Source organism: Listeria aquatica (genome assembly GCF_014223975.1).
Taxonomy (GTDB): domain Bacteria; phylum Bacillota; class Bacilli; order Lactobacillales; family Listeriaceae; genus Listeria; species Listeria aquatica.
Map to the genome: position 1 here is coordinate 1,083,994 of NZ_JAARRM010000001.1, position 25,161 is coordinate 1,109,154.

A 25,161-nucleotide genomic window follows, 5' to 3' on the forward strand; every position below is an offset into this window, starting at 1 on the left:
GGAAAAAAGAACAGTGAAAAAGAAACATATACTTTTAATCAGCCTGCTTCTTATTGGACTTGTTGTCCTTTCTGGATGCAGCATGGATCCTTCACAAAATCAAGACGGATTCTTCTATAAATATCTAATTTGGCCGCTTACTTGGTTTATCCAGTTTGTCGCATCCTTTTTCGGTAACAATTACGGAATTGCTATTATCATCACTACGTTAATCATTCGGGCTGCTATTATGCCCCTTAACTTGCGGACAGCGAAAGCGCAAATGGGAATGCAATCGAAAATGGCTGTTGCTAAACCTGAAATCGATGATATTCAAGCTCGTCTAAAACGGGCTGCTACTAAAGAAGAGCAAACGAAAATCCAGCAAGAAATGATGGTTGTCTATCAAAAATACAATATTAATCCGATGCAGATGGGCTGTTTGCCGCTACTTATCCAGATGCCCATTTTGATGGCCTTTTACTATGCTATCCGAGGATCTGATGCGATTGCTTCGCATACTTTCTTGTGGTTCAATCTTGGGTCACCTGATACAATCCTTGCGGTAATCGCTGGGCTTGTCTACCTTGGTCAGTACTACGTTTCAATGATCGGCTATACACCAGAACAGAAAAAACAGATGCGAATCATGGGACTCTTGTCTCCTGCAATGATTCTATTTATCTCTTTCTCGGCTCCGTCTGCCCTTGCACTTTACTGGGCTGTCGGTGGGATTTTCTTAGCTGGTCAAACACTTCTTACGAAAAAACTTTACATGAATAAACATCCAGAAATTAAAGAAATGGAAGCTAGCGAAAAAGAATTTGAAGAAACCGTGGAAAAACAAAAGAAATAATTTAAAAAGCGCGGAGTGAGCAATCTCACTTCGCGCTTTTTTATATCACTCTTTTTTTGTTTCTGTTTTTTTGCTTGAGGACTCTTTTTCGATGAGCGGGAGTGTAATAGTGATCGCTGTTCCGCTTCCTTCGACACTCTCAGCACCAATTGTCCCTAAATAGCCTTCCACCAGTTGTTTCGCAATCGCAAGTCCGAGGCCGTTTCCTCCTCGCTCCCTGCTTCTTGCTTTATCCACTCGGTAAAAACGATTAAAGACTTTTTCAATCTCATCTTCAGAAATCCCAACTCCGTGGTCACGAATCACAATTTTCACTTGATCTTTATTTTTCAGCAATTGCATATTTACTTCTTTTGAATCGCCGGAATACTTGACTGCATTATCCATTACGATAATTAACAGCTGTTCGAGATGATTATGCTGAATAAGCGCAAATAGATTCTTTTCAGGCTCTTCAAGGGTGAATTGAAAATCTTCATACATGATTTCAAAATTGCGTCGCACTTGTTCAACGGTATCATTAATACTCGTGATTTGCAGTTCTTTTGTCTGCGAAACTTGCTCAGCTCTTGAAAGATCGAGCATTTCCTGAACAAGCCGCTTCATACGCTCAAGTTCAGTAAGTGAAGCTTTAAGAGATTCATCAAGAACCTCCGGATCATTTTTCCCCCAGCGATCCAGTAGCTTGAGGTGACCTTCCATAATTTGCACTGGCGTCCGAAGTTCATGCGAAGCATCTTCCACAAATTGTTTTTGTTGTTCAAAACTATTTTCAATTCGAGTCATCATGTCATTAAAAATAACCGTTAATTCGGTGATCTCATCACGCGACTTCGAAGTTGTTTCAATTCGTTTTTGGAAACCGTTACTACGAACATCATTCATTCCTTTCGCCAGTTTTGTTAGCGGCCGTAAGAAGTTTTGTGCAAGTAAGTAACCGAGCATACCACTAATGAAAAGCGCCACAGCACCGAGAAGAAACATCGTAAGTAGCAAACGCTCCATGATACGGTTATAACTTGTTAGCGGATTGATGATTTGAACATAGCCAATCACCGTAGAATTGTCCTCTATGGAAGTGATCGGGCCTTGTGAGATTAGCATTTTATCACCGCTAATCGTTGGCTTACTCGTCACTTTATCACTTATATCTGTATGAAAATACTTTGTAAAATCATTATTCGCTGTTTTTTGGCTAGAGGTAAGGAAATACTTGTCGAGTTGATTCCCCTTGTCATCATAAATAGCGATGACTTGGTCTTGAATTTTACGACTGATACTTGGACTTTTGTCAAAGACTTCCTTTAACAAATCAGCGTTATCCAAATTCCCTGATTTCAAAACCTGGTTAGAGGTGGTTTCTGCAAGAAGTGTATTCACTTTTTCCTCTTCTTCATTTAAGAGCATCTGGCCAATTCCTTGATAAATTGCATAAGAAAACAAAAAGAATGTCAGAAAAATCGCAGCTGATGCCCCGAAAGTCCATTTGAATTTTAATGAACGACTCTTTAGTGAAAAATTGCTAACTCCTGTCATGTACGCATCACATATCCAGTACCGCGAACAGTTTGAATATAGCTTTCCCCATCGTCGTGGTCAATTTTATTCCGTAAATAGCGGACATATACATCGACAACGTTAGTTTCAACTTCTGTTTCATAGCCCCAAACTTTGTTTAATAGCACTTCCCGTGTAAGAACGATGTTCACATTTTCCATCAGGGTTAAAAGAAGCTCATATTCACGTTTAGTTAAATCAATTACTTCTTCCCCGCGTCTTACAATTCGACTTTCCTTTTCCACTACTAAATCACGGTATTCAAGCGTCGTCTGCTTAGCGGATTGCTCCGCCGTTTCCACACGTCGTAAAAGCGAACGAAGGCGTGCAAGCAATTCTTCAATTGCAAAAGGCTTCACGATATAATCATCGGCACCATGATCAAGACCCGAAACTCGGTCAATAACAGAATCACGTGCTGTAATCATAATAATAGGTGTTTGTTTCACTTGACGAATTCTGCGGCAGACTTCCATTCCGTTTAAATGAGGCAGCATTAAATCAAGCAAAATTGCATCCCATTCCTCATTAAGCGCAAGTTCTAACCCCTCACGGCCATCATTCGCCACCGTTGTTTCATAATTTTCATGTTGAAGCTCAAGTTCTATAAAGCGAGCTAAGTTTTTTTCATCTTCAACTATCAGGATTTTGCTCATCCAAAAAACCTCTCTTTCGAGTCATGACTATACATCTATTTCTATTGTATCGAACTTTAAAGATAAAACAACTCTTAACCGCTTATTCCAGCTATTTTTTAGCAAATTATTATTTAAATCCTTTATATTCTCATGTATTTTTCAGAAAACAAATAAAAAAAAAGACGCATTCTTTCATGAAGAAAAGATGCGTCTTTCTGTCAAATTTTATTCGTCCACTTCTGGCCATTCAGTGTGGAACGTTCCTGGTTTATCGACACGTTCATATGTGTGCGCACCAAAATAATCTCGTTGCGCTTGAATCAAGTTTGCAGGAAGCACACTTGAACGGTAACTATCGTAGTAGCTAATTGCTGCTGAGAAGGTTGGAACTGGAATTCCAGCTTTTACAGCTTCCGCTATTACTTCGCGAAGCGCACCTTGATAGTTGTCCGCAATTCCCTTGAAATAAGGATCAAGCAACAGATTGTTTAAGTTTTTATCGGTATTATATGCATCTGTAATTTTTTGCAAGAAGCGTGCGCGAATAATACAACCCGCACGGAAAATCTTAGCAATTTCCCCGTATTGTAAATCCCAATTATATTCATCACTTGCGACCTTCATTTGAGCAAAACCTTGCGCATAAGAAGCAATTTTACTGAAATAAAGAGCACGACGAACAGATTCGATAAAGGCTTTTTTATCGCCGTTAAATTGATAACTTGTCGGTCCTGTTAAGACAGAGCTTGCTTGAACACGTTCTTCTTTTAGCGCCGAAATGTAACGTGCAAAAACGGACTCAGTAATAAGCGAAAGTGGAACACCTAGGTCAAGCGCACTTTGACTTGTCCATTTACCGGTGCCCTTTTGACCCGCTTTATCCAAAATCACATCTACAATCGGTTTACCAGTGACATCATCACGAACTTTCAAAATGTTTTTAGTGATTTCGATCAAGTAGCTATCTAATTCACCTTCGTTCCATTCTGCAAATACTTCAGCAAGTTCATCATGACTTAAGCCAACGATGTCTTTTAAAATTGTATAAGCTTCTGCAATCAGTTGCATATCCCCGTACTCAATTCCATTATGCACCATTTTTACATAGTGTCCCGCTCCGTCTGGACCAATATAAGTAACACACGGTTCTCCATCAGCAACCGCAGCAATTTCACGTAAGATGGGAGCCACTAAGTCATAAGCTTTACGCTGACCACCAGGCATGATAGAAGGACCTTTAAGAGCGCCTTCTTCCCCACCAGAAACACCCGTTCCGATAAAGTTAAAACCTTCTTCGCTCAGTTCTTTGTTACGACGAATGGTATCTTTGAAAAAGGCATTTCCGCCATCAATTAAAATATCGCCTTCTGTAAGGAAAGGTTTTACGGCTTCAATCATCATGTCAGTTGCTTCACCAGCCTTAACCATGATGAGGACGCGGCGTGGCACTTCGAGCGATTCGACAAACTCCTCTAAACTATATGTCGGAACCAATTTTTTACCGGGATGCTCTTCCATAACCGCTTTCGTTTTTTCAGACGAACGATTAAAAATGGAGACAGTGTGACCACGGCTTTCGATATTTAAAGCGAGGTTACGTCCCATAACGCCCATTCCGATTACTCCAATTTCTTGTTTTGCCATTTGAAATATTCTTCCTTTCCTGCTTTTTTTCCAGGCAGAAAACCTGTCCTGCTTTCTTTCAACCCCTTAACTATACCAAAATCGAGCGTTACGAGCAAATGAATCTTCTTCGCTCACTCATTTTTTGAAAAAGCAGTAACGACTTCCATCCCCCTACTTGAAACTACTAAATCCAAGATAAACTGAGTTAAAACAAGGAGTGAGTCTTGTGTAATTTGTTCATTTTCCGAATGCGCCTTTTCATAGCCGACAGAAAGAAGTAGCGTCTCAAATCCGCGGTCATTCAAAATATTGGCATCTGAACCACCAGCAAATCGCACTTCTGTTCCAGTTAAGGATTGCTTCTTAAGTGCTCTTTTAGCGAGTTTCACACTTGGATGAGTCTCTTTTATTTCAAATCCAGGATATATGACATGCAAATCTGATCGAACCTTCACGCCATATTTTTGCTCTGCTTGAGTAAACGCAAGTTTCACATTTTCCATTTCAAGAAGCAACTCCTCAAGCAGAAAACAGCCAGTTAGTTCAAGCTCCACCTGAACAGCTTCTTCTCCCTCTTCACTGCATTCTCCTTCAAAGCGGGTCATTTCCAAATGAAACTTGGCAGGTAATTTGAGCTGCTTAATATGATGTAAAATGGTCCGTGCCACATTGATTCCCGAAACATTACTCGTCAAAAAGCGTTGTACCACTCGGAAATCCATTCGTGCTCGAGTATCCGAAAGTCGCTGGAACGATCCTACTTCCCCGGGGGCATCGAGACAAAAACCATATCTTGCAGAAAGGCGATTTAATTCAAGCATCTTCACGCCCTGTAAGCCACTTTCCTCTTTCGTAGTAAAAATAAATTCAAGAGTGCCATGCGGTATCTCCATTTCCTTTAGAGTAGCAATAACAGCAAGAAGAGCAGCAACTCCAGCTTTGTCATCCGCTCCTAAAAAACCCGTTTTCGCTTTATAAATCCCTTCTTCAAGAATTACTTCCGGTTCACTTCCATTCGAAGCTGTATCCAAATGCGCCACGAAAAAAAGGGCTGGATATTCCTCACTTGTTGCAGGAATTTGAGCAATTAGCCCCCCAGCGCCATTATAAATCAGCGGAACCTCTTGTCGACTTAGCTCCGCTTCGAGGTACTGAATTAGCGCATCTTCTTCACCAGAAGGAGAATAAATACGCGCGATGGTTTCAAAATAGGAATGTACATCCGAAATTGCCATGGTAAGCCTTCTTTCTTTTTCAGCTCTCTATAAAAGTCATTTCCTTCTTGAAGAACTGAGCAAAAATTGTTAGAATCATACTAATAGAAAAGTTTTCGAGAGAGGAGCCACATACGTCCTATGTCAAATAAAAAAGTTGTCCGCTTTGTTGTCATCTTGATGCTCATCGCCATTGTGCTATCAAGTGTTTTAACAGGTGTGCTCATGGTTCTTTAAAAAGCCGAACGAGTTCGGCTTTTTTTATTATAAAAAAAGAGCAGCACCCAGTGGGTACTACCCAAAAATAGCTAGGGAGTTTAGGGGTATAAATTCTAGATGTAAGTTTAGTACCCCCAAACCAAGTGTTTCAAACATTGTTAGTAAATCGGCGTATTGTCTTTCGAAATTTCTTCGACTTTTTTCTTGATTGCTTGTAAGAATCTTCCAGCCATAAGACCATCTAAAATACGATGATCAATCGACAAGCACAAGTTGACCATATCACGAATTGCAATCATGTCGTTAATCACAACCGGCCGCTTCACAATAGATTCTACTTGCAAGATTGCTGCTTGTGGATGATTGATAATCCCCATTGACTGAACAGATCCGAATGAACCCGTACTATTTACAGTGAAGGTTCCACCCGACATATCTTCTTGCGTTAATTTATTGTTTCTTGCCTTAGCCGCAAGCTCACTAATTTCACGAGCAATCCCCTTGATGGATTTTTCATCTGCATTTTTAATGACTGGTACATAAAGCAAGTCATTTGCTGCAATTGCAATCGAGATATTCACATCTTTATGTTCAATGATTTTATCAGTTGCCCAAGTGCTGTTTAATGTAGGGAATTCTTTCAGCGTTTGCGCAACTGCTTTGATAAAGAAAGCAAAATACGTTAAGCTAAATCCTTCCTCTTGCTTAAATTTATCTTTTAAGCTATTTCTGTACCGTACAAGACTCGTCGCATCGGCTTCTGTCATCATCCAAGCGTGAGGAATTTCGTGTTTGCTTTCGACCATATGTTTTGCAATCGCTTTACGAACTCCACTAACCGGTATTTCTCGGTCGCCATTTGCGGCTTTCGGAATTTGAACAGCCTCTTTTTCTTGCTTAGGCGAAGAAGATGTCACAGCTGGCGTTTCAGATTGAGCTACTTTTGAACTTGCCCCACCACTTTCTACAAACTGTAAAATGTCTTTTCGTGTGATTCGGCCACCTTTTCCGCTACCTTCCACCTGATTTAAATCAACGCCATGTTCAGCAGAAAGACGTAAAACTGCGGGAGAAAGACGAGCACCAGATGGCGCATTTGCTTTCGCTTGCTGAATGTTTCCTCCACTACTTTGGCTAGCCTGAGCAGATTCTACTTCCTTTGTAGGCGCTTTTTCTTCCGTAGAGGCAGCATCCTGCGTTTCACCTGCTTCTTCTGTTTCAATCGTGCAGATAACCGCTCCAACTTCAAGCGTTTCATCTTCTTTTGCAATCAGTTCCTTAATCGTTCCAGAATATGAAGAAGGCACTTCTGCTGTTACTTTATCCGTGAGCACTTCTGCAATTGCATCATATTTTTCAACTTTTTGTCCCGGTTCTACTAACCAAGAACTAATCGTTCCTTCCGTTACACTCTCACCGAGCTTTGGCATCGTGATTTCCATAATCGCCACATTCGTTCACTCCTTCATTAGAATTCAGCTAGTTCACGCATTTTTTCCAGTACTTTATCCGGATTGATCATGAAGAATTTCTCCATGGTCGGTGAAAACGGCATCGCAGGAGAATCCGGTCCTGCTAATCGCATAATCGGCGCATCTAAATCAAACAAACAATGTTCCGCAATAATCGCAGAAACTTCCCCGATAATACTTCCTTGCAGGTTGTCCTCTGTAACAAGTAACACCTTTCCAGTCTTTTTAGCCGCTTCAATAATAGCTTCCTCATCAAGCGGATAAATCGTCCGCAAATCAAGGATATGGGCTTCGTAGCCATCGCTAGCAAGTCTTTCCGCAGCCTGCTGAGCAAACTCAACCGCAAGTCCATAAGTAATCACGGTGATGTCACTTCCTTCACGGACAACGTTTGCCTTCCCAATCGGCACCGTGTAATCCGTTTCCGGAACTTCACCTTTTAACAAGCGGTAAGCCCGTTTATGTTCGAAGAATAAAACCGGATCATTATCACGAATCGCCGCTTTTAATAATCCTTTTGCATCATACGGATTCGAAGGAATTACAATCTTAAGCCCAGGTTGACCGAAAAAGACTTTTTCAACTGACTGGGAGTGATAAAGCGCACCGTGGACACCGCCGCCAAACGGGGCGCGGATAACCATTGGAACACTCCAATCATTATTCGACCGATAGCGAATCCGTGCCGCTTCAGAAATAATTTGGTTCACAGCTGGCATGATGAAATCTGCAAACTGCATTTCGGCAACTGGACGGTAGCCGTACATAGCGGCGCCGATTCCAACACCTGCGATCGCAGATTCAGCTAGTGGTGTATCAATGACGCGTTTTTCACCAAACTGATCATACAAGCCAGCAGTTGCTTTAAATACGCCGCCTTTTTTCCCGACGTCTTCTCCCAAAATAAACACTTTTTCATCGCGTTCCATTTCTTCGCGAAGCGCCATTGTAATAGCATCAATATATGAAATGACTGGCATCCTTTATTCCTCCCCCGTACGTTCTTCATACACAAAACGAAGTGCTGATTCAGGTTCCGAGTAAGGTGCATTTTCAGCATACTCAGTCGCTTCATTCACTTCTTTTGCGATTTCTTTTTCAAGTGCTTCCACATCTGCTTCCGTTAAAAAGCCTTCTTCAAGTAGTTCATTTTTAAAAATCGTTAACGGATCACTTGCTTTAGCATTTTCTACTTCTTCACGCGAACGGTAAGAGCGATCATCATCATCTGAGGAGTGCGGAGTAAACCGGTAAGAAATCGTTTCAATAAGAGTTGGACCTTCTCCTTTTCTTGCCCGGTCTGCTGCTTCTTTAAAAGCAAGATAGACTTCCGTCATATTGTTCCCATCCACACGAACACCAGGCATTCCATAACCAAGCGCACGATCTGACAATTTTTCCGCAGCATATTGTTTTTCAGCTGGAACACTAATCGCATATTTATTATTGTGGATCACATAAACAACAGGTAATTTATGAACACTCGCGAAGTTGATCCCTTCATGAAAATCTCCTTGGTTTGAGGAGCCTTCTCCCGTTGATGTGTAAGCAACAATATCATCGCCAGCCATCTGAGCCGCTAAACCAATTCCAGCTGCATGCGGGAACTGCGTTGTAACCGGTGAACTTTGCGTTACAATCCGATTTTTCTTTTGTCCAAAGTGAGAGGGCATTTGGCGACCCCCTGAATTTGGATCTTCCGCTTTGGCAAAAGCAGAAAGCATAATATCGCGTGCAGTCATTCCAAAAGCAAGAACCACTGCCAGATCTCGGTAATAAGGAAGACAATAATCCTTATCTAAGTCAAATGCGTAAGCCGCACCAATCTGAGCAATTTCTTGTCCTTGTCCAGAAATCGTAAAAGGGATTTTCCCCGAACGATTTAAAAGCCAAATTCGTTCGTCTAGTCTTCTTGCAAGTAAAGTTGTTCGAAACATTTCATGTAACTTTTCTTTTGACAACCCTGTATCTTTTAAAGCCATTATCGTTCCTCCTATACTTTCCAACATCATTTTTAGCCATGAATTTGATTGCCATCAACAGCAAGCGCTGCTTCCCCGAACGCCTCTGAAAGCGTTGGATGCGGGTGAATCGTCTCTCCAATTTCCCAAGGTGTAGCATTTAACACTTGTGCAAGCGCCGCTTCGCTGATCATGTCAGTCACATGTGGACCGATCATTGAAACGCCTAACAAATCATCTGTCTTTTTATCTGCAATAACTTTAATAAAACCATCCGATTCCCCGAATACGAGCGCCTTTCCGATTCCGCGGAAGAAAAATTTCCCTTTTTTCACTTCGTATCCACGCTCTTTAGCAGTTTCTTCACTAATACCAACACTCGCGATTTCAGGGGAAGTATAAATACAACGTGGTACAAGGTCATAATCCAGTTCTTCTACTGCTTCGCCAGCAATATAGCTTGCTGCAATTATTCCTTCATGCATGGCAACATGTGCAAGTTGCAAAGTCGGAATGCAGTCCCCAATTGCGAACATGTGACTTTCTTTCGTTTGGAAGCGTTCGTTAACTTGAATAAAGCCACGATCCACGACCACATCTGTATTTTCTAATCCGATATTTTCCACATTTGCAGCTCGACCAACTGAAACAAGCATCTTTTCAGCTGTAAAGCTTTGCGTTTCACCTTTTACAATTGCATTAATTGTAACTGAACCAACTTGTTTGACAAGTGAATCTGGTTGAACCTCGGCACTTGTCACCATCTTAATTTTCTTTTTCTTAAAGAGTCGGGTGAGCTCTTTCGAAATTTCTTGATCTTCTGTTGGCACGATCCGGTCTGCGTATTCAAGCACCGTCACATCCACACCGAAATCATGTAGCATTGACGCCCATTCCATGCCAATAACCCCGCCTCCAACAATCAAAATTGATTTAGGCAGTTCCTCCATTTGCAAGGCCCCGTCAGAGGAAAAGACATCTTTTTCATCCAGTTCAAGCCCTTTTAAAGAACGAGGTCTCGATCCCGTTGCAATAATCAAGTTTTTTGGAATGATCATTTCATTTTCAGAGCCATCATTAAATTCAATCGAAATCGTTCCAGCAGTCGGTGAAAAGATCGATGGCCCAAGAATTGTTCCAGTCCCTTCATAAAGATCGATTTTACCTTTTTTAAACAATTGATGAATTCCATTTGTTAGCTGATCTACAATTTGGTTTTTGCGTTCAATTGCTTTAAGAAAATTAACAGATGAACTTCCTTCCACTGCAACACCAAACTCTTCTGCTCTTTTCACAGTTTGAAAAACTTCAGCCGACCGAAGTAGCGCCTTGCTCGGAATACATCCACGGTGCAAACAAGTTCCGCCTAGACGATCTTTCTCAACAACAGCCACACTAAGGCCTTTTTTAGCTGCCTCAATTGCTGCTACATATCCTCCGGTTCCGCCGCCTAAAACGACAACATCATATTCTTTTGCCATTCTTGTTCCTCCTTTTAATATTCTTTCGCTTTTTCTTCTTTTGCAAGAACCCGCTGAGCCCCTTCATTTAATGCGAATAACTCATCTTCTCCGGGCGAAATAATCACTTTTTCAATCCAAGAAACAAGTTCTGAAACTTGCTGCGTAAACCTCGTGCTCTTCGCAAGACCACCAGTTAAAATGATAGCATCTAGATTCCCTTTGAAATGAACAGCGACTGCTGAAATTTCTTTGGCGACTTGATACGCCATCGCTTTAAAAACAAGTTCTGCTTCTTCGTCATGAGCCTCAATGCGCTCTTCAATTTCAAGCATGTTATTCGTCCCAAAATAGGAGACCATACCGCCTTCCCCAATCAATTGTTTTTCTAACCTTTCTTTTGTAGCGCCTTCTCTAAAGCAAGCATCAAGAAAGGTTGATAACGGAAGTGTCCCAGAACGTTCTGGGCTAAATGGCCCTTCACCACCAAGAGCATTATTAACATCAATGGCTTCACCGTTCATGTGAGCAGCAACAGAAATTCCACCACCAAGGTGAGCAATAACAAAACGACTTTCCTCATAACTTTTCGAAAGTGCTCGTGCTACTTTACGAGCAGTTGCTTTATGATTCAAAGCATGGAAAATACTAATGCGCTCATAATCTTTATGACCAGAGATTCGTGCTACAGGGATTAGTTCATCCACCACGACAGGATCAACAATATAAGCTTTTTTGCCAAGAGGCTCACTTAACTCTCTTGCTATTAATCCACCTAAATTACTGGCATGCTGACCAGATACACCAATCTGTAAATCTTTCACCATCTGGTCGTTTACTTCATAAGTACCTCCCTTTAACGGTCTAAGCAAGCCGCCTCGACCAACAACGGCATCTAACTCTTCCAGATAAAAATCTCGAGCTGCAAGCCGTTCAAGAATCTTACTTTTACGAAACTCCAGTTGTTCTAGGATACTGTCAAAGTGTTTTAACTCTTCATATGAGTGACGCATTTCCTCCTCAAACCGAAGTTCTTTTCCATCATAAACCGCCATCTTGGTTGACGTTGAACCAGGATTGATCGCTAAAACTGTGTGGCTCATGTTATACCCCCTTTGTTTTTCAGGTGAATCTTCAGAATCAATCGAATTTGTGAAATTTGATTGATGTTGTCAGTCTATTCAGCACTATTGTAACATGGGGATTTAGAAGAAAAAAAGGCTTTGCTTCTAAATTAAAGAAAACGCTTTATTCACATTTGTTTAACATATTCAGACCATTCTGCCAGTTAACAAAAAGGATAACAATTTATTTTCAGCAGAATCACTTCGTGAAGAAATGACAACTGGCGCTTTAGCACCGATTACAGAACTCGCAACATGAGCGTTTCCAAAGTAAACGAGAGACTTATAAAGGGCATTTCCTGTTTCGATGTTCGGGACAATGATGATATCTGCATCTCCTGCTGCAACATTTTCAATGCCTTTATGTAACGCAGCTTCCTTCGAAATCGCAGCATCAAAAGCAAGTGGCCCCGCAGCTTCGATTTCCGGATAGGTTTCCTTCACAAATTTAACAAGTTCAGCGGCATCGACAGTAGAAGGCATTTTTTCAGTCACTTGTTCAACGGCACTTAAAAAAACGACTTTAGGTGAAGAAACTCCAAATTTACGAACGGCTTCAATCGCATTCAGCGTAATTTGCTTTTTTTCTTCAAGCGTTGGCGCAATATTCATCGCACAGTCTGTGATAAAAAGTGGTTTTGGATAGTTAGGCAGTTCAAACATCGCGATTTGTGACAATAGCTTATCCGTTCGAAGTCCAGTTTCTTTTGCAAGTACAGCACGAAGAACAGTCGCTGTTGGTACAAACCCCTTCACAAGCACATCTGCTTTTCCAGTTCGAACTGCATGAACAGCAAGTTTAGCTGCTTCTTCGTCTGAGTGAGCTTTAAAAACCTTCACTTTTTGTTCATCATAGTCAAGTTCTCCAGGTCCGAATAAAAGAAATTCTCCCAAGTCATTTTGCAGTGCCAAATCAACCGTTTGCTTAATTACAGGATCGCTAGCCCCCGCCACTGCATAAATTCGTTTTTTCGCAAAACTAGTTTTTAAAACCGACTCTTTTTCCAACATCCTTCCCCCTTTTGGTAGATACACAAAAAAGGCTTGTTTGGAATTAGCATCTGTTTTTATGACCTGGTGATAAAAACCACCCTTTCATTTTAAACAAAAACTCTTCCATATGCAAGCCGTTTTGTTTTATTCATTGTTTTTCTTGATGGCGTTTGCTTGCTCAATCATTTCTTCCGCATGTTGCTTAGCAAGTTTAGTAACCTCTGTTCCGGCGATCATTCGACCAATTTCAAGCACTTTCTCCTCGCCTGTAATTTTTTCCACACGAGTATTCGTCCGATCGTTTTGGACTTGTTTTGTTATATAAAAATGATGGTCTGCCATTGCTGCTACTTGCGGTAAGTGAGAAATACAAAGTACCTGAGACCCCACTGAAACCGCATAAATTTTTTCTGCAATCGCCTGAGCAACCCGTCCACTCACCCCAGTATCAACTTCATCAAAAATAATCGATGTAATCCCTTGATGTCTAGAAAAAATCGTCTTAAGCGCGAGCATCATACGCGAAAGTTCACCGCCAGAGGCAACTTTTGATAGCGGTTTTGCTGGCTCCCCAGGATTCGTTGAAATATAAAATATGACTTCGTCCTGTCCAGTTTCCTGAAATTCTGCCATCTTTACAAAATGCACTTCGAAAATGGCTTTTTCCATATACAATTGATTTAACTCTTGTTTAATTTGCTTTTCTAATTTCCTAGCAGCTTTATGGCGAATTTCAGTTAATACTTCTGCTTGCTCTTTTGTTTTCAACTTCCATTCTTCTACTTTTTCTTCTAGTTTTCCAACGCTTTGTTCACTATTTTCAAGTTGATCAATTTCGAGTTGTATTTCTTCATAATAACGAATAATATCATCAATCGTTTTCCCATATTTGCGTTTCAACTGACTTAGTTCAGCCAAACGATTTTCAATTTCATTCAGTTCATCTGGCTGAAACTCTAACTGATCAAGCGCTTGACGAATTTCTGAAACGGCATCTTCAAGTTGATAAAAACTCGAAGCGACGTTTTCCCCAAGTGCACGATAGTCATTCGTAACGGAACTCGCTACTTCCAGTTCGCGCATCGCTTCCCCGGTAAACGTTAGTCCTCCTGGTTCTCCGGTTAAAGCATTATAAGCCGCACTTAAACTTTCTGAAAGCTTTTCGAAATTGACTAAACGATTTTTTTGTTCAGTTAATCGTTCTTCTTCACCACTTTCAAGATTCGCAGCAGTAATTTCTTGCTCTTGAAAGCGCAACATATCAAGGCGTTGAGCAAGCTCACGTTCATTTTGAGTAAAGTGGTGGAATTCTCTTTCAGCTTGTTTATACTTGGCAAAAGTTGCTTTGTAGGTCTGAATAGGCTTAGAAAGTGTTTGACTTGCAAAGCGATCAAGCAAGCTTAAATGAAATTCATCTTGCATAAGTTCTTGATGCTCATGTTGTGTATGAATATCCAATAATTTTGCACCAACATCGCGGAGCAAACCTGTTGTAACTAACTTTCCATTAACACGACAAACGTTCTTCCCAGATTTAAAAACTGTCCGTTCAAGTACAACCATCCCGTCAGAAAAATCAATACCACTTTCAGAAAGCAAGTCCTCTAACGGTCGATTTTCACTTGGAAGATGGAACAACCCTTCAAGTGAGAGTTTATCTTCACCATGTCGAATAAATTGACTCGACCCTCTTCCACCGACTAAAAGACCAAGCGCATCAATGATAATGGACTTCCCAGCTCCTGTCTCCCCAGTTAAAACGGTCATCCCTTCCTCAAAAGAAAGGGAGAGGGACTCGATGATCGCAAAATTATGAATGGTTAATTCTTGTAACATCCCTTTATCACCTTCCATTAAAGCATTTCGACTAATCGTTCTGCCACTCTTTTTGCTTCTGCATCTGAACGGCAGATAATAAGACACGTGTCATCTCCGCAAAGCGTACCAGCCTTTTCTGGCCAGTTCAAATTATCAAGCAGAGCACCAATCGCATTTCCGTTTCCCGGCATCACTTTTAAGATCAAAATAAATTGCACAGTATCTACACTAATAAAGCAATCTACTAAAGCTCGTTTTAACTTTTGCTGCGGATTAAACTTATTATCAGCAGGTAAGCTATATTTATAAGTTCCATTTTGCGTTGGCACTTTAACCAGATGGAGTTCTTTAATGTCACGCGAAATCGTAGCTTGCGTAACTTTCACTCCACGTTCTTGAAGTAAATCAACGAGTTCTTCTTGCGTGTCGATCTCATTTGAAGTAACGAGTTCACGAATAATAATATGACGATGCCCTTTATTCATAATTTTTTCACCTCACGAAATTTTTTCTATCTCCATCTTATCTAAAAAAACGCATAAAGTCACGAATTTAACGTTAATAGCTTTTTAAATAAACAAAGAGATTTTATTCATCTTTATACATGAAAATCAAAAATAGCGCTTAAAAGATTACATCTAAAAACCATTTTTATCTTTCTAGCAAAAAATGAACACCACTTTTTACTGTGGTGTTCATTCACTATTTCTTTTTATCTAGTTCAAAGTGAGCCGTTTTCACAACTTCATCAACTGCATCTGCGGCAAGCAAATACTCTCCTGGCTCCTTTTCATTTCCCGTCCAAGTTAAGTGAGCAATGAATTCAATATTGCCCTCTCCACCAGTTATTGGTGAGTAATCTAAGCCACGAATCGTATAGCCGATTTTTTGGGAGAAAGTCAAAATTTCATTTACAACCGCCGCATGAACCTTTGGATCTCGGATAATGCCTTTTTTACCAACTTGCTCTTTTCCAGCTTCAAACTGTGGTTTAATTAAAGTCATGACATCTCCACCTGAGACAAGCACAGTCCGAAGCACCGGCAAAATCAGTTGAAGCGAAATAAAAGAAACGTCAATCGTTGCAAATTCCGCAAGTCCTTCTTCAAAATCTGCTTGCGTTACATGCCGGAAATTTGTTCGTTCCATGACTGTCACACGGTCGTCGCTCCGGAGTTTCCAAGCGAGCTGGTTATAACCAACATCTAGCGCATAAGAATGTTTAGCTCCATTTTGAAGAGCACAATCCGTAAAACCACCCGTTGACGCTCCAATATCAAGCATCAATTTATCCTTGACGTTAAAATCAAAAACTTTTAAGGCTTTTTCAAGTTTTAATCCACCACGACTGACATAAGGAATCGTTTCCCCTTTAATTCGAAGCTCACTATCTATAGGAATTTTCTCTCCTGGCTTATCTACGCGCGTATCCGTACGGTACACAATTCCAGCCATAATAGCCCGTTTCGCTTTTTCTCGCGTTTCAAATAGCCCTTGTTCCACAAGCAGTACATCTGCGCGTTCTTTTTTTACATTCATTTTCTTAGTTCGCCTCTAGCTTTCCGAAATACGCGAGCATTTCTAGCAATTTCCGTTCAATCGCGTCCTGCGAAATCCCATTTTCTTTCAGCAACAAATCTACAGAGCCATGGCTGATAAAAGCGTCTGGCAACCCGATACGGTGAATCAGCGAGTTAAAATGTCCTTGCTCTTCAGCAAATTCGAGAACACTACTACCAAAGCCTCCTGCAAGAACGGCCTCTTCAACCGTTAAAATAGCAAGCTTTCGCTCTAAGAAAGTTTGAAGTAAGCCTTCGTCCAGCGGTTTTATAAAGCGCGCGTTCACAACTCCTACACCAAGGCCACGTTTATTTAATTCTTCAGCCGCCGCTAGTGCCATATCAATCGTTGTTCCAAAAGTTAAAATAACTGCATTTATCGGTTCAACAAGCGTTTCCCAGTTGCCAATGGGAAGTGTTGCTTTATCCTTTTCAATTGTCACACCAGATCCGGAACCTCGCGGATAGCGTAACGCAAAAGGCCCAGAAAATGCGTGTGCCGTTTGAATCAAATGATAAGCCTCATTTTCATCTTTTGGCATCGCAATCACCATATTGGGGATGCTCCGCAAGAAAGCAATATCAAACACTCCTTGATGTGTTTCACCGTCTCCACCAACAAGTCCTGCTCGGTCAATCCCGATCAAAACACTTAAATTTTGACGTGCCACATCATGGATGACTTGATCATACCCTCTTTGCAGGAAGGTCGAATAAATCGCCAAAAATGGTTTGAGACCATCTGCCGCAATACCAGCAGCGAGTGTTACAGCATGCTGTTCAGCAATCCCGACATCGAAAAAGCGATCAGGAAACGTCGCTGCAAATTTTTCAAGTTTAGAACCAACTGGCATCGCTGGTGTAATCGCAACAATCCGCTCATCTTCTTTTGCAAGCTCTAAAATGGTATCGCTGATCACTTCACTCCAAGAAGGTGCCGTAAGCGCTGGCTTAATAAAATCACCAGTTTCAATTTTGTAAGGACCAGTCCCATGCCAAGCGCCACTTGTATCCGTTTCAGCTGGGGCATAGCCTTTCCCTTTTTTCGTCACAACATGAATCAAAGTTGGTCCTTTTACTTTTTTAGAAAACTCAAAGTTTGTAATCAAGTCCTGATAATCATGCCCATTCACAGGACCAAGGTAGGTAAAGCCCATTTCCTCAAAAAAGGTTCCTTGAACAAGCAAATATTTGATACTATCTTTAATTCGCTCCGCAGCATTTGCAATATGTTCACCAGCTTGCGGAATGCGTTTCATCGCCCGTTCTACATCCTTTTTGGCACGTTTAAACTTGCCTGATGTTCGCAACTTTCCAAGCATATTATGCATGGCGCCAACATTTGGCGCAATCGACATATTATTATCATTTAAAATCACAATCACTTCTTTTCCCATATCGCCAATGTGATTAAGCGCTTCAAGGGCCATCCCACCCGTTAACGCACCATCTCCGATAATTGGGAGTACGTGATAATCTTCATGTTTAATATCACGCGCAATCGCCATTCCCGCCGCTGCTGAAAGCGAAGTCGAACTGTGTCCTGTTTCAAAGACATCATGCGGTGATTCTTTTCTTTTCGGAAAACCGTCCAGTCCGCCATGCTGGCGAAGTGTATCGAAACGGTCTGCCCTGCCTGTCAGTATTTTATGAACATATGACTGATGCCCAACATCAAAAATAAATTTATCCCGTGGGCTTGAAAAAGAATGATGTAAAGCAATCGTTAGTTCAACAACTCCAAGATTCGGTCCAATATGACCACCCGTAACAGAAGTCGATTCGATTAAAAATTTACGTATTTCTGCCGAAAGCTCTTCCATTTCTGGAATTGTCATCTTCTTCAAAAAGGCAGGATCCTTAATTTTTAAAAGATCCAATCCAAACCACTCACTTTCGCTCCAAATTAATCATCGTAAGAAAAAACGCCCAAAAAACAGGGCTTTTCTCGCTCTTTCCTTATTTACTTCAACCATTATATCATTTCTAAAGCTTTTCCACCAAGAAAATCCAATAATTCTTTACAAACAAAAAAAGACAACCCTGCATGAACAGGATTGTCTTTCAAATTATACGATTAAGCTTACGCTTTGTTAACGTTCGCTGCTTGTGGTCCACGCGAACCTTCTTCGATATCGAAAGTCACTGCTTGACCTTCTTCAAGAGTTTTGAATCCGTCGCCTTGAATAGCAGTGAAATGTACGAATACATCATCTCCACCTTCACGTTCGATAAATCCAAATCCTTTTTCTGCGTTAAACCATTTAACTGTACCTTGTTCCATCTTAAATTTCCTCCTCGTGCTCAGTGCACACTTTATTTGTACTATTCTTGCTTAAGGCACGAGACGGAAAAGTTGTTTCAACTATCGAATCTTTACCCACAAAAATAATGCCATTTAAGAATAACATGCTTTATCCAGAAAAGCAAATGACTCGACTGAATCAAACGTCAATAGTTGCGCCTTACAATCCAATTTGCAATTTCAAGCAGTCTAGTTTTCCGAGAATCAAAACCTGAAAGGGATTCAACTGCTGCTAAGTAACGTTCTTCTAGTGCTTCTTTCGCACCTTCTAGCGTAAGTAAACTTGGATAGGTACTTTTTTCGAGTAATACATCCGTTCCAGCTTCCTTACCTAACACATCAGTTTCTCCTGTAACATCTAAAATATCGTCACAAATTTGAAAAGCAATCCCGATATTTCGAGCAAACTCCTGCAATTTAATACGCTCATTTTCCGTTGCGTCTCCCACGATACTTCCTGCAAAAACTGCCGAACAAAGAAGCGCCCCCGTCTTCCGGCTATGAATGGATGCTAACTGTTCAAGGGAAAGCTCTTGTTTCTCGCCTAAAATATCTGCTTGTTGTCCCCCAACCATGCCAAGTGCACCGGCTTGCTTCGCCAGGTCCTGAATAATTTTTAGCCGTTTAACTTCGTCTAGCTCAGTTGCATTTGCAATCTCTGAAAAAGCAAGCGTCAAAAGAGCATCACCCGTAAGAATTGCTGTCGCCTCACCAAAAACTTTATGACTTGTTGGCTTGCCACGTCGCAAATCATCATTGTCCATTGCCGGCAAATCATCGTGAATCAAGCTATATGTGTGAATCATTTCCAGTGCACTAGCAGCAGGAAGCGCAAGTTCTACGTCTTTTCCAAGCGCTTCTACCGTCGCAAAAACTAAAAGTGGACGAATTCGTTTTCCTCCAGCCATCAAAGAATAGAGCATCGCTTCCTTTAAGTGGGGCTCAATACGGGAATCGATAGCTTCTTCTAAGCGCTTTTCAGTTAGCCATTTGTAATGCTTTTGAAATTCTTGAAACTCCAACTAGTTCATTCCCCTTCCACATCTAAAGGCGCCTCGTTTCCTTCTTCATCAACAACTTTAGCCATTTTATCTTCCGCCGTTTTCAGTTTCGTTTCACAAAGCTTCGATAATTCAATACCACGCTGGTACATATTGAGCGATTCTTCGAGCGTTGCAGTTCCACTTTCAAGCGCTACAACAATTTCTTCTAGCTCTTTTAAGGCTTCTTCAAATGTCTGCTCCTTTTTCGTTGCCAATTTCCATTTCCTCCTTTGCTGTTACATTTGCTTGAAATTTTCCGCCATATATTCGAACAGAAACCTCGTCACCTAACTCAATTTCGTCAATATGCTTAACGAGCGTATTTTCCTTATAAGTAAGTCCAAATCCTCTTTTAAGCAAAGACAACGGGTTTAAATATTCAAGCGCTTCTATTTGTCTCACAAACTGATGCCGCTTATCCTTAACAGTGACAGCCGCTGCCGTTTGGAGCCGTCTTGTAAGCTCATTTAGCGTTTGCTCGCTTTTTCTTAGCTCATAAACTGGCGAGTGACTTTTTAGTCTCCCACTTACTCGTTCAAATTGAAACTGTTTGCGTTCAAGTTGTTGCTTCATCGCTTGTTCTAGCTTTAAACGGTCAAAATCGAGACGCTCTATTTGATTTTCAAGTAAGCGTCTAGGCCCGTAAAACTGAAGCTTTTCTTTCAGAGCAAGGAGATCAGCTTGTCTACGTTCAAATATTAAATTAAGCGAATGAGTGAGTCGATATTTCCGCTCACTTAGCCTTTCTAATAAGTCCGCCGCATGCGGCACAGCAAGTTCAGCCGCCGCCGTTGGAGTTGCTGCCCTCACATCGGCCGCAAAATCTGAAAGGGAGAAGTCTGTTTCATGCCCCACGGCTGAAATAACCGGAACATCAGAGTCGTAAACGGAGCGAACTACCACTTCTTCATTAAACGCCCACAACTCTTCGAGTGAGCCACCACCACGGCCAATAATCATCAAATCAATATCATTGCGCTGGTTGATTCTCGCAATATTTTGCGCCACTTTCTGAGCCGAACCTTCCCCTTGTACAAGCGTTGGGTAAACAAGGACTTCAACGCTTGGCATTCGTCTGTGAATCGTTGTAAGGATATCCCGAACAGCCGCACCTGTCCGACTCGTAACAACAGCAATTTTAGAAGGGAAAGAAGGAAGCACTTTTTTATGCCTCGCATCAAAAAGTCCTTCCTTTTCCAATTTCGCTTTTAACTGTTCAAATTGCACATAAAGAGCGCCGATTCCATCAGGCTCCATGCCTTCAGCATAAAATTGATACCTTCCTGTTTTAGTAAAGACAGAAATTCGTCCAGTTAAAAGAATATTCATGCCATCTTCAGGCTTAAAGTTTAATTTTTGGACAGATTTTGCAAACATCACGACACGAATCATCGCGGCTTCATCTTTCAATGTAAAATAAAGATGACCACTTGCTGGCATTTTTAAATTTGAAATTTCTCCCTTGACAAAAACTTGTTTTAAATATGGATCCACTTCAAACTTACGCTCAATATATTTGGTTAGTGCCTCAACTGTTAAGTACTTTTCTTGCAAAATCATCACTTCCGTCTAGCCTTGTTTGGCAAATAATTTTTTTGCAGCGGTTAGTGTATTTTTTAGAAGCATCGTAATCGTCATCGGACCAACTCCACCTGGAACAGGTGTAATAAATCCAGCTTGTTCAAATACATCTTCATAATCTACATCACCGCAAAGCTTGTTATTTTCATCGCGATCCATTCCAACATCAATCACAATCGCACCCGGTTTCACAAAATTCTTTTTAACAAATTTTGCCCGTCCAGTCGCAACAACTAAAATATCAGCTTCGCTCGCAACTGCCGGCAAATCTTTTGTTCGACTATGTGCAATCGTAACAGTCGCATTTTCTTGAAGTAAAAGTTGAGCCACAGGCTTTCCAACAATATTACTTCTACCGATCACAACTGCGCGTTTACCTTCGATTGATTCGCCCGTTGATTTAATTAACTCAATGATCCCTGCTGGTGTACAAGGAACGAGTGTTTCTTTTCCAATAAACAAATTCCCAACATTTAAAGGATGGAAACCATCAACATCTTTTTCTTGGCTAATTGCATCAATGACTTTATCTTCTGAAATATGTTTTGGGAGTGGCAGTTGTACGAGAATCCCGTGAATCGAATCATCTTGATTTAAATCTTCCACTTGCTGAAGCAATTCTGCTTCACTAACCTCTTCTGGTAGCTCGATTAAAACGGACTTCATTCCAGCTTCTTCTGTCCGTTTTTGCTTATTTCTAACATATGTACGGGATGCCTGATTATCACCAACAAGCACAACCGCAAGACCGGGTTGCTTTCCTTTTTTAACGAGTTCGCTTACTTCTTTTGTTACGCTTTCCTGAATCTCTTTTGCTAATTTCTTTCCGTCAATTACTTGTGCCATTTCAAATTGCCCCCTTAAAAACTTATGATGAAGTAAGACGAAGACACGCAAAAGAAGGAAGAATTTCTCCTTCACTTTCTTTCGCTTCCCCCGCTTACAGTCAAACCATTAATCGTTTTTCGCAATATTTGCCAGTACACCATTAATAAACTTGCTAGCTTTTTCGTCGCTATACACCTTAGCAATTTCAATTGATTCATTTAAACTCACGCGATCGGGTACATCGTCTAAAAACAACATTTCAAATGCTCCCACTCGCAAAATCGACAAATCGACTTTATTCAAGCGATCTAACTTCCAATTATCCAAATGTGCCGTAATTTTTTCATCGAGCGCTTGTTTATGCTCGGTCACTCCAAAAACCAACTTCTCAACATAAGCCTCTTCTTCCTCATCCATGACGTTTTCAATGGCTTGTTCAGCAGTCATTTCATTTAGCTCCATCTGAAACAAAGCTTGAAGTGCGCGTTCGCGTGCTTCTCTTCTTTTCATTTTCGTACTCCTTTTCTCTTTCAAAACTTGCTTAGAAGGTTAAATCATCGAGAGAAAACGGTTCCGTCTTTTCAAACTGAACGCCTACAACATGAACATTAACTTCAAGAACATTGAGCCCTGTCATATTAAAGATCGCACTGCGAACAGCATCTTGGACATTTTCAGCTACAAGCGGAATACTTGCACCAAACAAAACCGTACAATAGAGATCAACCAAAATACCATCATCTACGAGATCAATTTTTACGCCCTTACGATAATTCACCGCTCCACCAAAACGCTCTCGCATTTCAGTAGCAAATCCACCTTGCATGGAAGCGACTTGTTCGACTTCACTTGCAGCAAGTCCAGCAATAACTCCAATAACCTCTGGAGCGATTTCAATTTTACCAAGGGGTTCATCTTGCCCTTTTCTAAGATCTCTTGTATAGGCCATGATTACTCCTCCTCGCTTTTATTCATAACGTCATGTTGTTCAAGAAACTTCGTATTAAAGTCTCCCGAACGGAATGCGTCTGTTTCTAAAACATTTAAATGGAAAGGAATCGTTGATGGAATCCCATCAATTGCAAATTCGCTTAAAGCCCGTTCCATTTTAGCAATCACTTCTTCCCGAGTATCCGCATGACAAATCAATTTTGCGATCATTGAATCATAGAAAGGCGGTATTTTATAGTTCGGATAAGCCGCTGAATCAATTCGAACGCCATTTCCACCTGGTGGCAAATAAAAAGTGATTTCGCCCGGGGCAGGCATGAAATTCCGTGCAGGATTTTCAGCATTAATTCGACATTCCATCGCCCAGCCATTCATCTTAATGTCTTGTTGCTTAACAGAAAGCTCTTCCCCAGAAGCCACAAGAAATTGTTCTTTCACAAGATCTACCCCTGTAACAAGTTCTGTTACCGGATGTTCCACTTGAATTCGGGTATTCATTTCCATAAAGTAAAACGATTTTTGTTTAGGTTCGTAAATAAACTCAATCGTTCCAGCTCCTGAGTAGCGCACTGCTTTCGCCGCTTTCACTGCCGCTTTCCCCATTTTCTGACGCATTTTTTCGTCAAGAGCAGGAGACGGGCTTTCTTCAATAAGCTTTTGCAAGCGTCGCTGTATCGAGCAGTCTCGTTCGCCTAAATGGATAACATTCCCGTGATTATCTGCCATCACTTGGATTTCAACATGGCGGAAATCTTCGATATATTTTTCGATATAAACACCTGGATCTCCAAATGCCGCTTCCGCTTCTTGCTGTGTAGTTTGAATGCCACTGACTAACTTTTCTTCATCTTCTGCAATCCGGATGCCTTTCCCGCCGCCACCTGCTGTAGCTTTAATGATCACTGGATAGCCGATTTTTGAGGCAATTTTCTTACCTTCTTCGGCATCCGAAACGATTCCATGTGAACCTGGAACAACAGGGACTCCAGCTTTACGCATTGTTTCACGCGCAACATCTTTTGTTCCCATCTGCGAAATGGCTTCCGCACTTGGACCGATAAAAGTAATATTACAATCCGAACAAAGATCTGCAAAATCTGCATTTTCAGCTAAGAAACCATAACCGGGATGCATAGCATCACAATTCGTTAAAACAGCGACACTAATAATATTCGACATATTTAAGTAACTATCTTTAGACGCCGCGGGCCCAACGCAGTAAGCTTCATCCGCAAGCTGACTATGTAAAGCATCGCGATCCGGTTCTGAATAAATCGCTACCGTTTCGATTCCGAGTTCTTTTGCCGCACGGATAATTCGAACAGCAATTTCACCACGGTTTGCCACTAAAACTTTTTTAATCATATCGAAGAACTCCTTACTGTTTTCTTACTTTAAAGAGCGGTTGACCATATTCAACTAACTCTCCGTTTGAAACAAGAATTTCTGCAATTTCTCCGCTTACATCTGCTGTAATATCATTGAAAAGTTTCATCGCCTCTACAACGCAGACAACCGTACTTGCTGAAACTTTAGAACCCACTTGCACATAAGGCGCATCATCTGGGCTACCAGCCGCATAGAAAGTCCCGACCATTGGAGAAGTGATCACTTCAAGGTCCTCTTCAGTTACTTTCTCTGCTGCACTTGATTGTGCAGGGCTTGCGACTTCACTAACAGGACTTGCTGTTTCTACTGCTGGAACAACAACAGGACTTTGTTTTTGCGGAACAACAGCTACTGCCCCGCTATTTTTTTGTAAATGAATTTTTGTATCGTCAACTTCTAGTTTAAGCTCATCCAAATTGGACTCATCAATCAGCTGAATCAGCTGTTTAATTTCATCAAATGATAGCATTTCATTCTACACTCCTTAATCCTCTATATAGATTATATAATACCATCAACATTGTATCATATTTCATGTTGAAAAAGTATTACTCCGCCTGAATTTCATCAAAAAAGCACTTGCAAAAA

At 41.1% G+C, this 25,161-nt stretch carries 25 protein-coding genes; 2 read left to right on the top strand and 23 right to left on the bottom strand.

Going from position 1 to position 25,161, the window contains the following annotated elements; genetic code table 11:
- The first annotated feature begins 13 nt into the window (after nucleotides 1-13).
- A complete protein-coding gene (gene yidC / locus HB912_RS05295; RefSeq protein ID WP_036073369.1) occupies nucleotides 14-835 on the top strand; it encodes a membrane protein insertase YidC in 822 nt (273 codons plus the stop codon).
- Between the two features lie 45 nt (nucleotides 836-880).
- Here the strand turns inward: yidC and HB912_RS05300 are convergent, their stop codons facing one another.
- The 4 genes from HB912_RS05300 to HB912_RS05315 all read right to left on the bottom strand — a co-directional run bounded on the left by HB912_RS05300 (nucleotide 881) and on the right by HB912_RS05315 (nucleotide 5,891).
- Nucleotides 881-2,371 carry a HAMP domain-containing sensor histidine kinase gene (locus HB912_RS05300; protein ID WP_185372675.1) on the bottom strand — a complete coding sequence of 497 codons (1,491 nt, stop codon included), beginning with the start codon at nucleotides 2,369-2,371 and terminating at the stop codon, nucleotides 881-883.
- The gene (locus HB912_RS05305) at nucleotides 2,368-3,048 is read right to left on the bottom strand and encodes a response regulator transcription factor (protein WP_185372676.1); all 681 of its coding nucleotides are present in this window, start codon (nucleotides 3,046-3,048) and stop codon (nucleotides 2,368-2,370) included. Before HB912_RS05305 ends, HB912_RS05300 begins: the two co-directional genes overlap by 4 nt.
- 207 nt (nucleotides 3,049-3,255) lie before the next feature.
- Nucleotides 3,256-4,674 (bottom strand): NADP-dependent phosphogluconate dehydrogenase, encoded by a 1,419-nt coding sequence (gene gndA, locus HB912_RS05310; RefSeq protein ID WP_185372677.1) that lies wholly within the window; start codon nucleotides 4,672-4,674, stop codon nucleotides 3,256-3,258.
- Between the two features lie 113 nt (nucleotides 4,675-4,787).
- Nucleotides 4,788-5,891: a M20/M25/M40 family metallo-hydrolase gene (locus HB912_RS05315; RefSeq protein ID WP_185372678.1), complete on the bottom strand. Its 1,104-nt coding sequence runs from the start codon at nucleotides 5,889-5,891 to the stop codon at nucleotides 4,788-4,790.
- Nucleotides 5,892-6,011: 120 nt separating this feature from the next.
- Here HB912_RS05315 and prli42 point away from each other — a divergent pair, with 120 nt between their 5' ends.
- A complete protein-coding gene (gene prli42, locus HB912_RS05320) occupies nucleotides 6,012-6,107 on the top strand; it encodes a stressosome-associated protein Prli42 (RefSeq protein WP_115752573.1) in 96 nt (31 codons plus the stop codon).
- A gap of 140 nt (nucleotides 6,108-6,247) precedes the next feature.
- On the opposite strand, the gene HB912_RS05325 is transcribed toward prli42, so the two are convergent.
- From HB912_RS05325 to accB, 19 genes are all read right to left on the bottom strand, one after another.
- Nucleotides 6,248-7,540, bottom strand: a complete 1,293-nt coding sequence (locus tag HB912_RS05325) for a 2-oxo acid dehydrogenase subunit E2 (protein ID WP_185372679.1) — start codon at nucleotides 7,538-7,540, stop codon at nucleotides 6,248-6,250.
- Between the two features lie 17 nt (nucleotides 7,541-7,557).
- The gene (locus tag HB912_RS05330; RefSeq protein ID WP_185372680.1) at nucleotides 7,558-8,541 is read right to left on the bottom strand and encodes an alpha-ketoacid dehydrogenase subunit beta; all 984 of its coding nucleotides are present in this window, start codon (nucleotides 8,539-8,541) and stop codon (nucleotides 7,558-7,560) included.
- 3 nt (nucleotides 8,542-8,544) lie between these two features.
- Nucleotides 8,545-9,543: a thiamine pyrophosphate-dependent dehydrogenase E1 component subunit alpha gene (locus HB912_RS05335; protein ID WP_185372681.1), complete on the bottom strand. Its 999-nt coding sequence runs from the start codon at nucleotides 9,541-9,543 to the stop codon at nucleotides 8,545-8,547.
- A 32-nt stretch (nucleotides 9,544-9,575) separates the two neighbouring features.
- Nucleotides 9,576-11,003, bottom strand: coding sequence for a dihydrolipoyl dehydrogenase (gene lpdA / locus HB912_RS05340; RefSeq protein WP_185372682.1), 1,428 nt, complete (start codon nucleotides 11,001-11,003; stop codon nucleotides 9,576-9,578).
- Nucleotides 11,004-11,017: 14 nt separating this feature from the next.
- Nucleotides 11,018-12,085: a butyrate kinase gene (gene buk / locus HB912_RS05345; RefSeq protein ID WP_185372683.1), complete on the bottom strand. Its 1,068-nt coding sequence runs from the start codon at nucleotides 12,083-12,085 to the stop codon at nucleotides 11,018-11,020.
- Nucleotides 12,086-12,253: 168 nt separating this feature from the next.
- Nucleotides 12,254-13,117 (bottom strand): phosphate acyltransferase, encoded by an 864-nt coding sequence (locus HB912_RS05350; RefSeq protein ID WP_185372684.1) that lies wholly within the window; start codon nucleotides 13,115-13,117, stop codon nucleotides 12,254-12,256.
- Nucleotides 13,118-13,243: 126 nt separating this feature from the next.
- Nucleotides 13,244-14,935: a DNA repair protein RecN gene (gene recN, locus HB912_RS05355; protein ID WP_185372685.1), complete on the bottom strand. Its 1,692-nt coding sequence runs from the start codon at nucleotides 14,933-14,935 to the stop codon at nucleotides 13,244-13,246.
- Nucleotides 14,936-14,952: 17 nt separating this feature from the next.
- Complete coding sequence (ahrC, locus tag HB912_RS05360) at nucleotides 14,953-15,402, bottom strand: transcriptional regulator AhrC/ArgR (protein WP_036073348.1); 450 nt, start codon at nucleotides 15,400-15,402, stop codon at nucleotides 14,953-14,955.
- 217 nt (nucleotides 15,403-15,619) lie between these two features.
- On the bottom strand, nucleotides 15,620-16,456 hold the full coding sequence (locus tag HB912_RS05365) for a TlyA family RNA methyltransferase (protein ID WP_185372686.1): 837 nt from the start codon (nucleotides 16,454-16,456) through the stop codon (nucleotides 15,620-15,622).
- A gap of 4 nt (nucleotides 16,457-16,460) precedes the next feature.
- Entirely contained in the window at nucleotides 16,461-18,356 is a 1,896-nt protein-coding gene (dxs, locus tag HB912_RS05370) for a 1-deoxy-D-xylulose-5-phosphate synthase (RefSeq protein WP_185372687.1), read from the bottom strand.
- Nucleotides 18,357-18,559: 203 nt separating this feature from the next.
- Nucleotides 18,560-18,760, bottom strand: coding sequence for a cold-shock protein (locus HB912_RS05375; protein WP_036073340.1), 201 nt, complete (start codon nucleotides 18,758-18,760; stop codon nucleotides 18,560-18,562).
- A 167-nt stretch (nucleotides 18,761-18,927) separates the two neighbouring features.
- Complete coding sequence (locus HB912_RS05380; RefSeq protein ID WP_280529507.1) at nucleotides 18,928-19,803, bottom strand: polyprenyl synthetase family protein; 876 nt, start codon at nucleotides 19,801-19,803, stop codon at nucleotides 18,928-18,930.
- 5 nt (nucleotides 19,804-19,808) lie between these two features.
- Nucleotides 19,809-20,039, bottom strand: coding sequence for an exodeoxyribonuclease VII small subunit (xseB, locus tag HB912_RS05385; RefSeq protein WP_036073338.1), 231 nt, complete (start codon nucleotides 20,037-20,039; stop codon nucleotides 19,809-19,811).
- On the bottom strand, nucleotides 20,011-21,381 hold the full coding sequence (xseA, locus tag HB912_RS05390) for an exodeoxyribonuclease VII large subunit (RefSeq protein ID WP_342354363.1): 1,371 nt from the start codon (nucleotides 21,379-21,381) through the stop codon (nucleotides 20,011-20,013). Before xseA ends, xseB begins: the two co-directional genes overlap by 29 nt.
- 12 nt (nucleotides 21,382-21,393) lie before the next feature.
- A complete protein-coding gene (gene folD, locus HB912_RS05395; RefSeq protein WP_185372689.1) occupies nucleotides 21,394-22,251 on the bottom strand; it encodes a bifunctional methylenetetrahydrofolate dehydrogenase/methenyltetrahydrofolate cyclohydrolase FolD in 858 nt (285 codons plus the stop codon).
- Between the two features lie 108 nt (nucleotides 22,252-22,359).
- Nucleotides 22,360-22,743, bottom strand: a complete 384-nt coding sequence (gene nusB / locus HB912_RS05400) for a transcription antitermination factor NusB (protein ID WP_185372690.1) — start codon at nucleotides 22,741-22,743, stop codon at nucleotides 22,360-22,362.
- A gap of 31 nt (nucleotides 22,744-22,774) precedes the next feature.
- Nucleotides 22,775-23,182, bottom strand: coding sequence for an Asp23/Gls24 family envelope stress response protein (locus HB912_RS05405; RefSeq protein ID WP_036073331.1), 408 nt, complete (start codon nucleotides 23,180-23,182; stop codon nucleotides 22,775-22,777).
- A gap of 2 nt (nucleotides 23,183-23,184) precedes the next feature.
- On the bottom strand, nucleotides 23,185-24,549 hold the full coding sequence (gene accC, locus HB912_RS05410; RefSeq protein ID WP_185372691.1) for an acetyl-CoA carboxylase biotin carboxylase subunit: 1,365 nt from the start codon (nucleotides 24,547-24,549) through the stop codon (nucleotides 23,185-23,187).
- A gap of 13 nt (nucleotides 24,550-24,562) precedes the next feature.
- Complete coding sequence (gene accB, locus HB912_RS05415) at nucleotides 24,563-25,042, bottom strand: acetyl-CoA carboxylase biotin carboxyl carrier protein (protein WP_185372692.1); 480 nt, start codon at nucleotides 25,040-25,042, stop codon at nucleotides 24,563-24,565.
- Nucleotides 25,043-25,161: the final 119 nt, after the last annotated feature.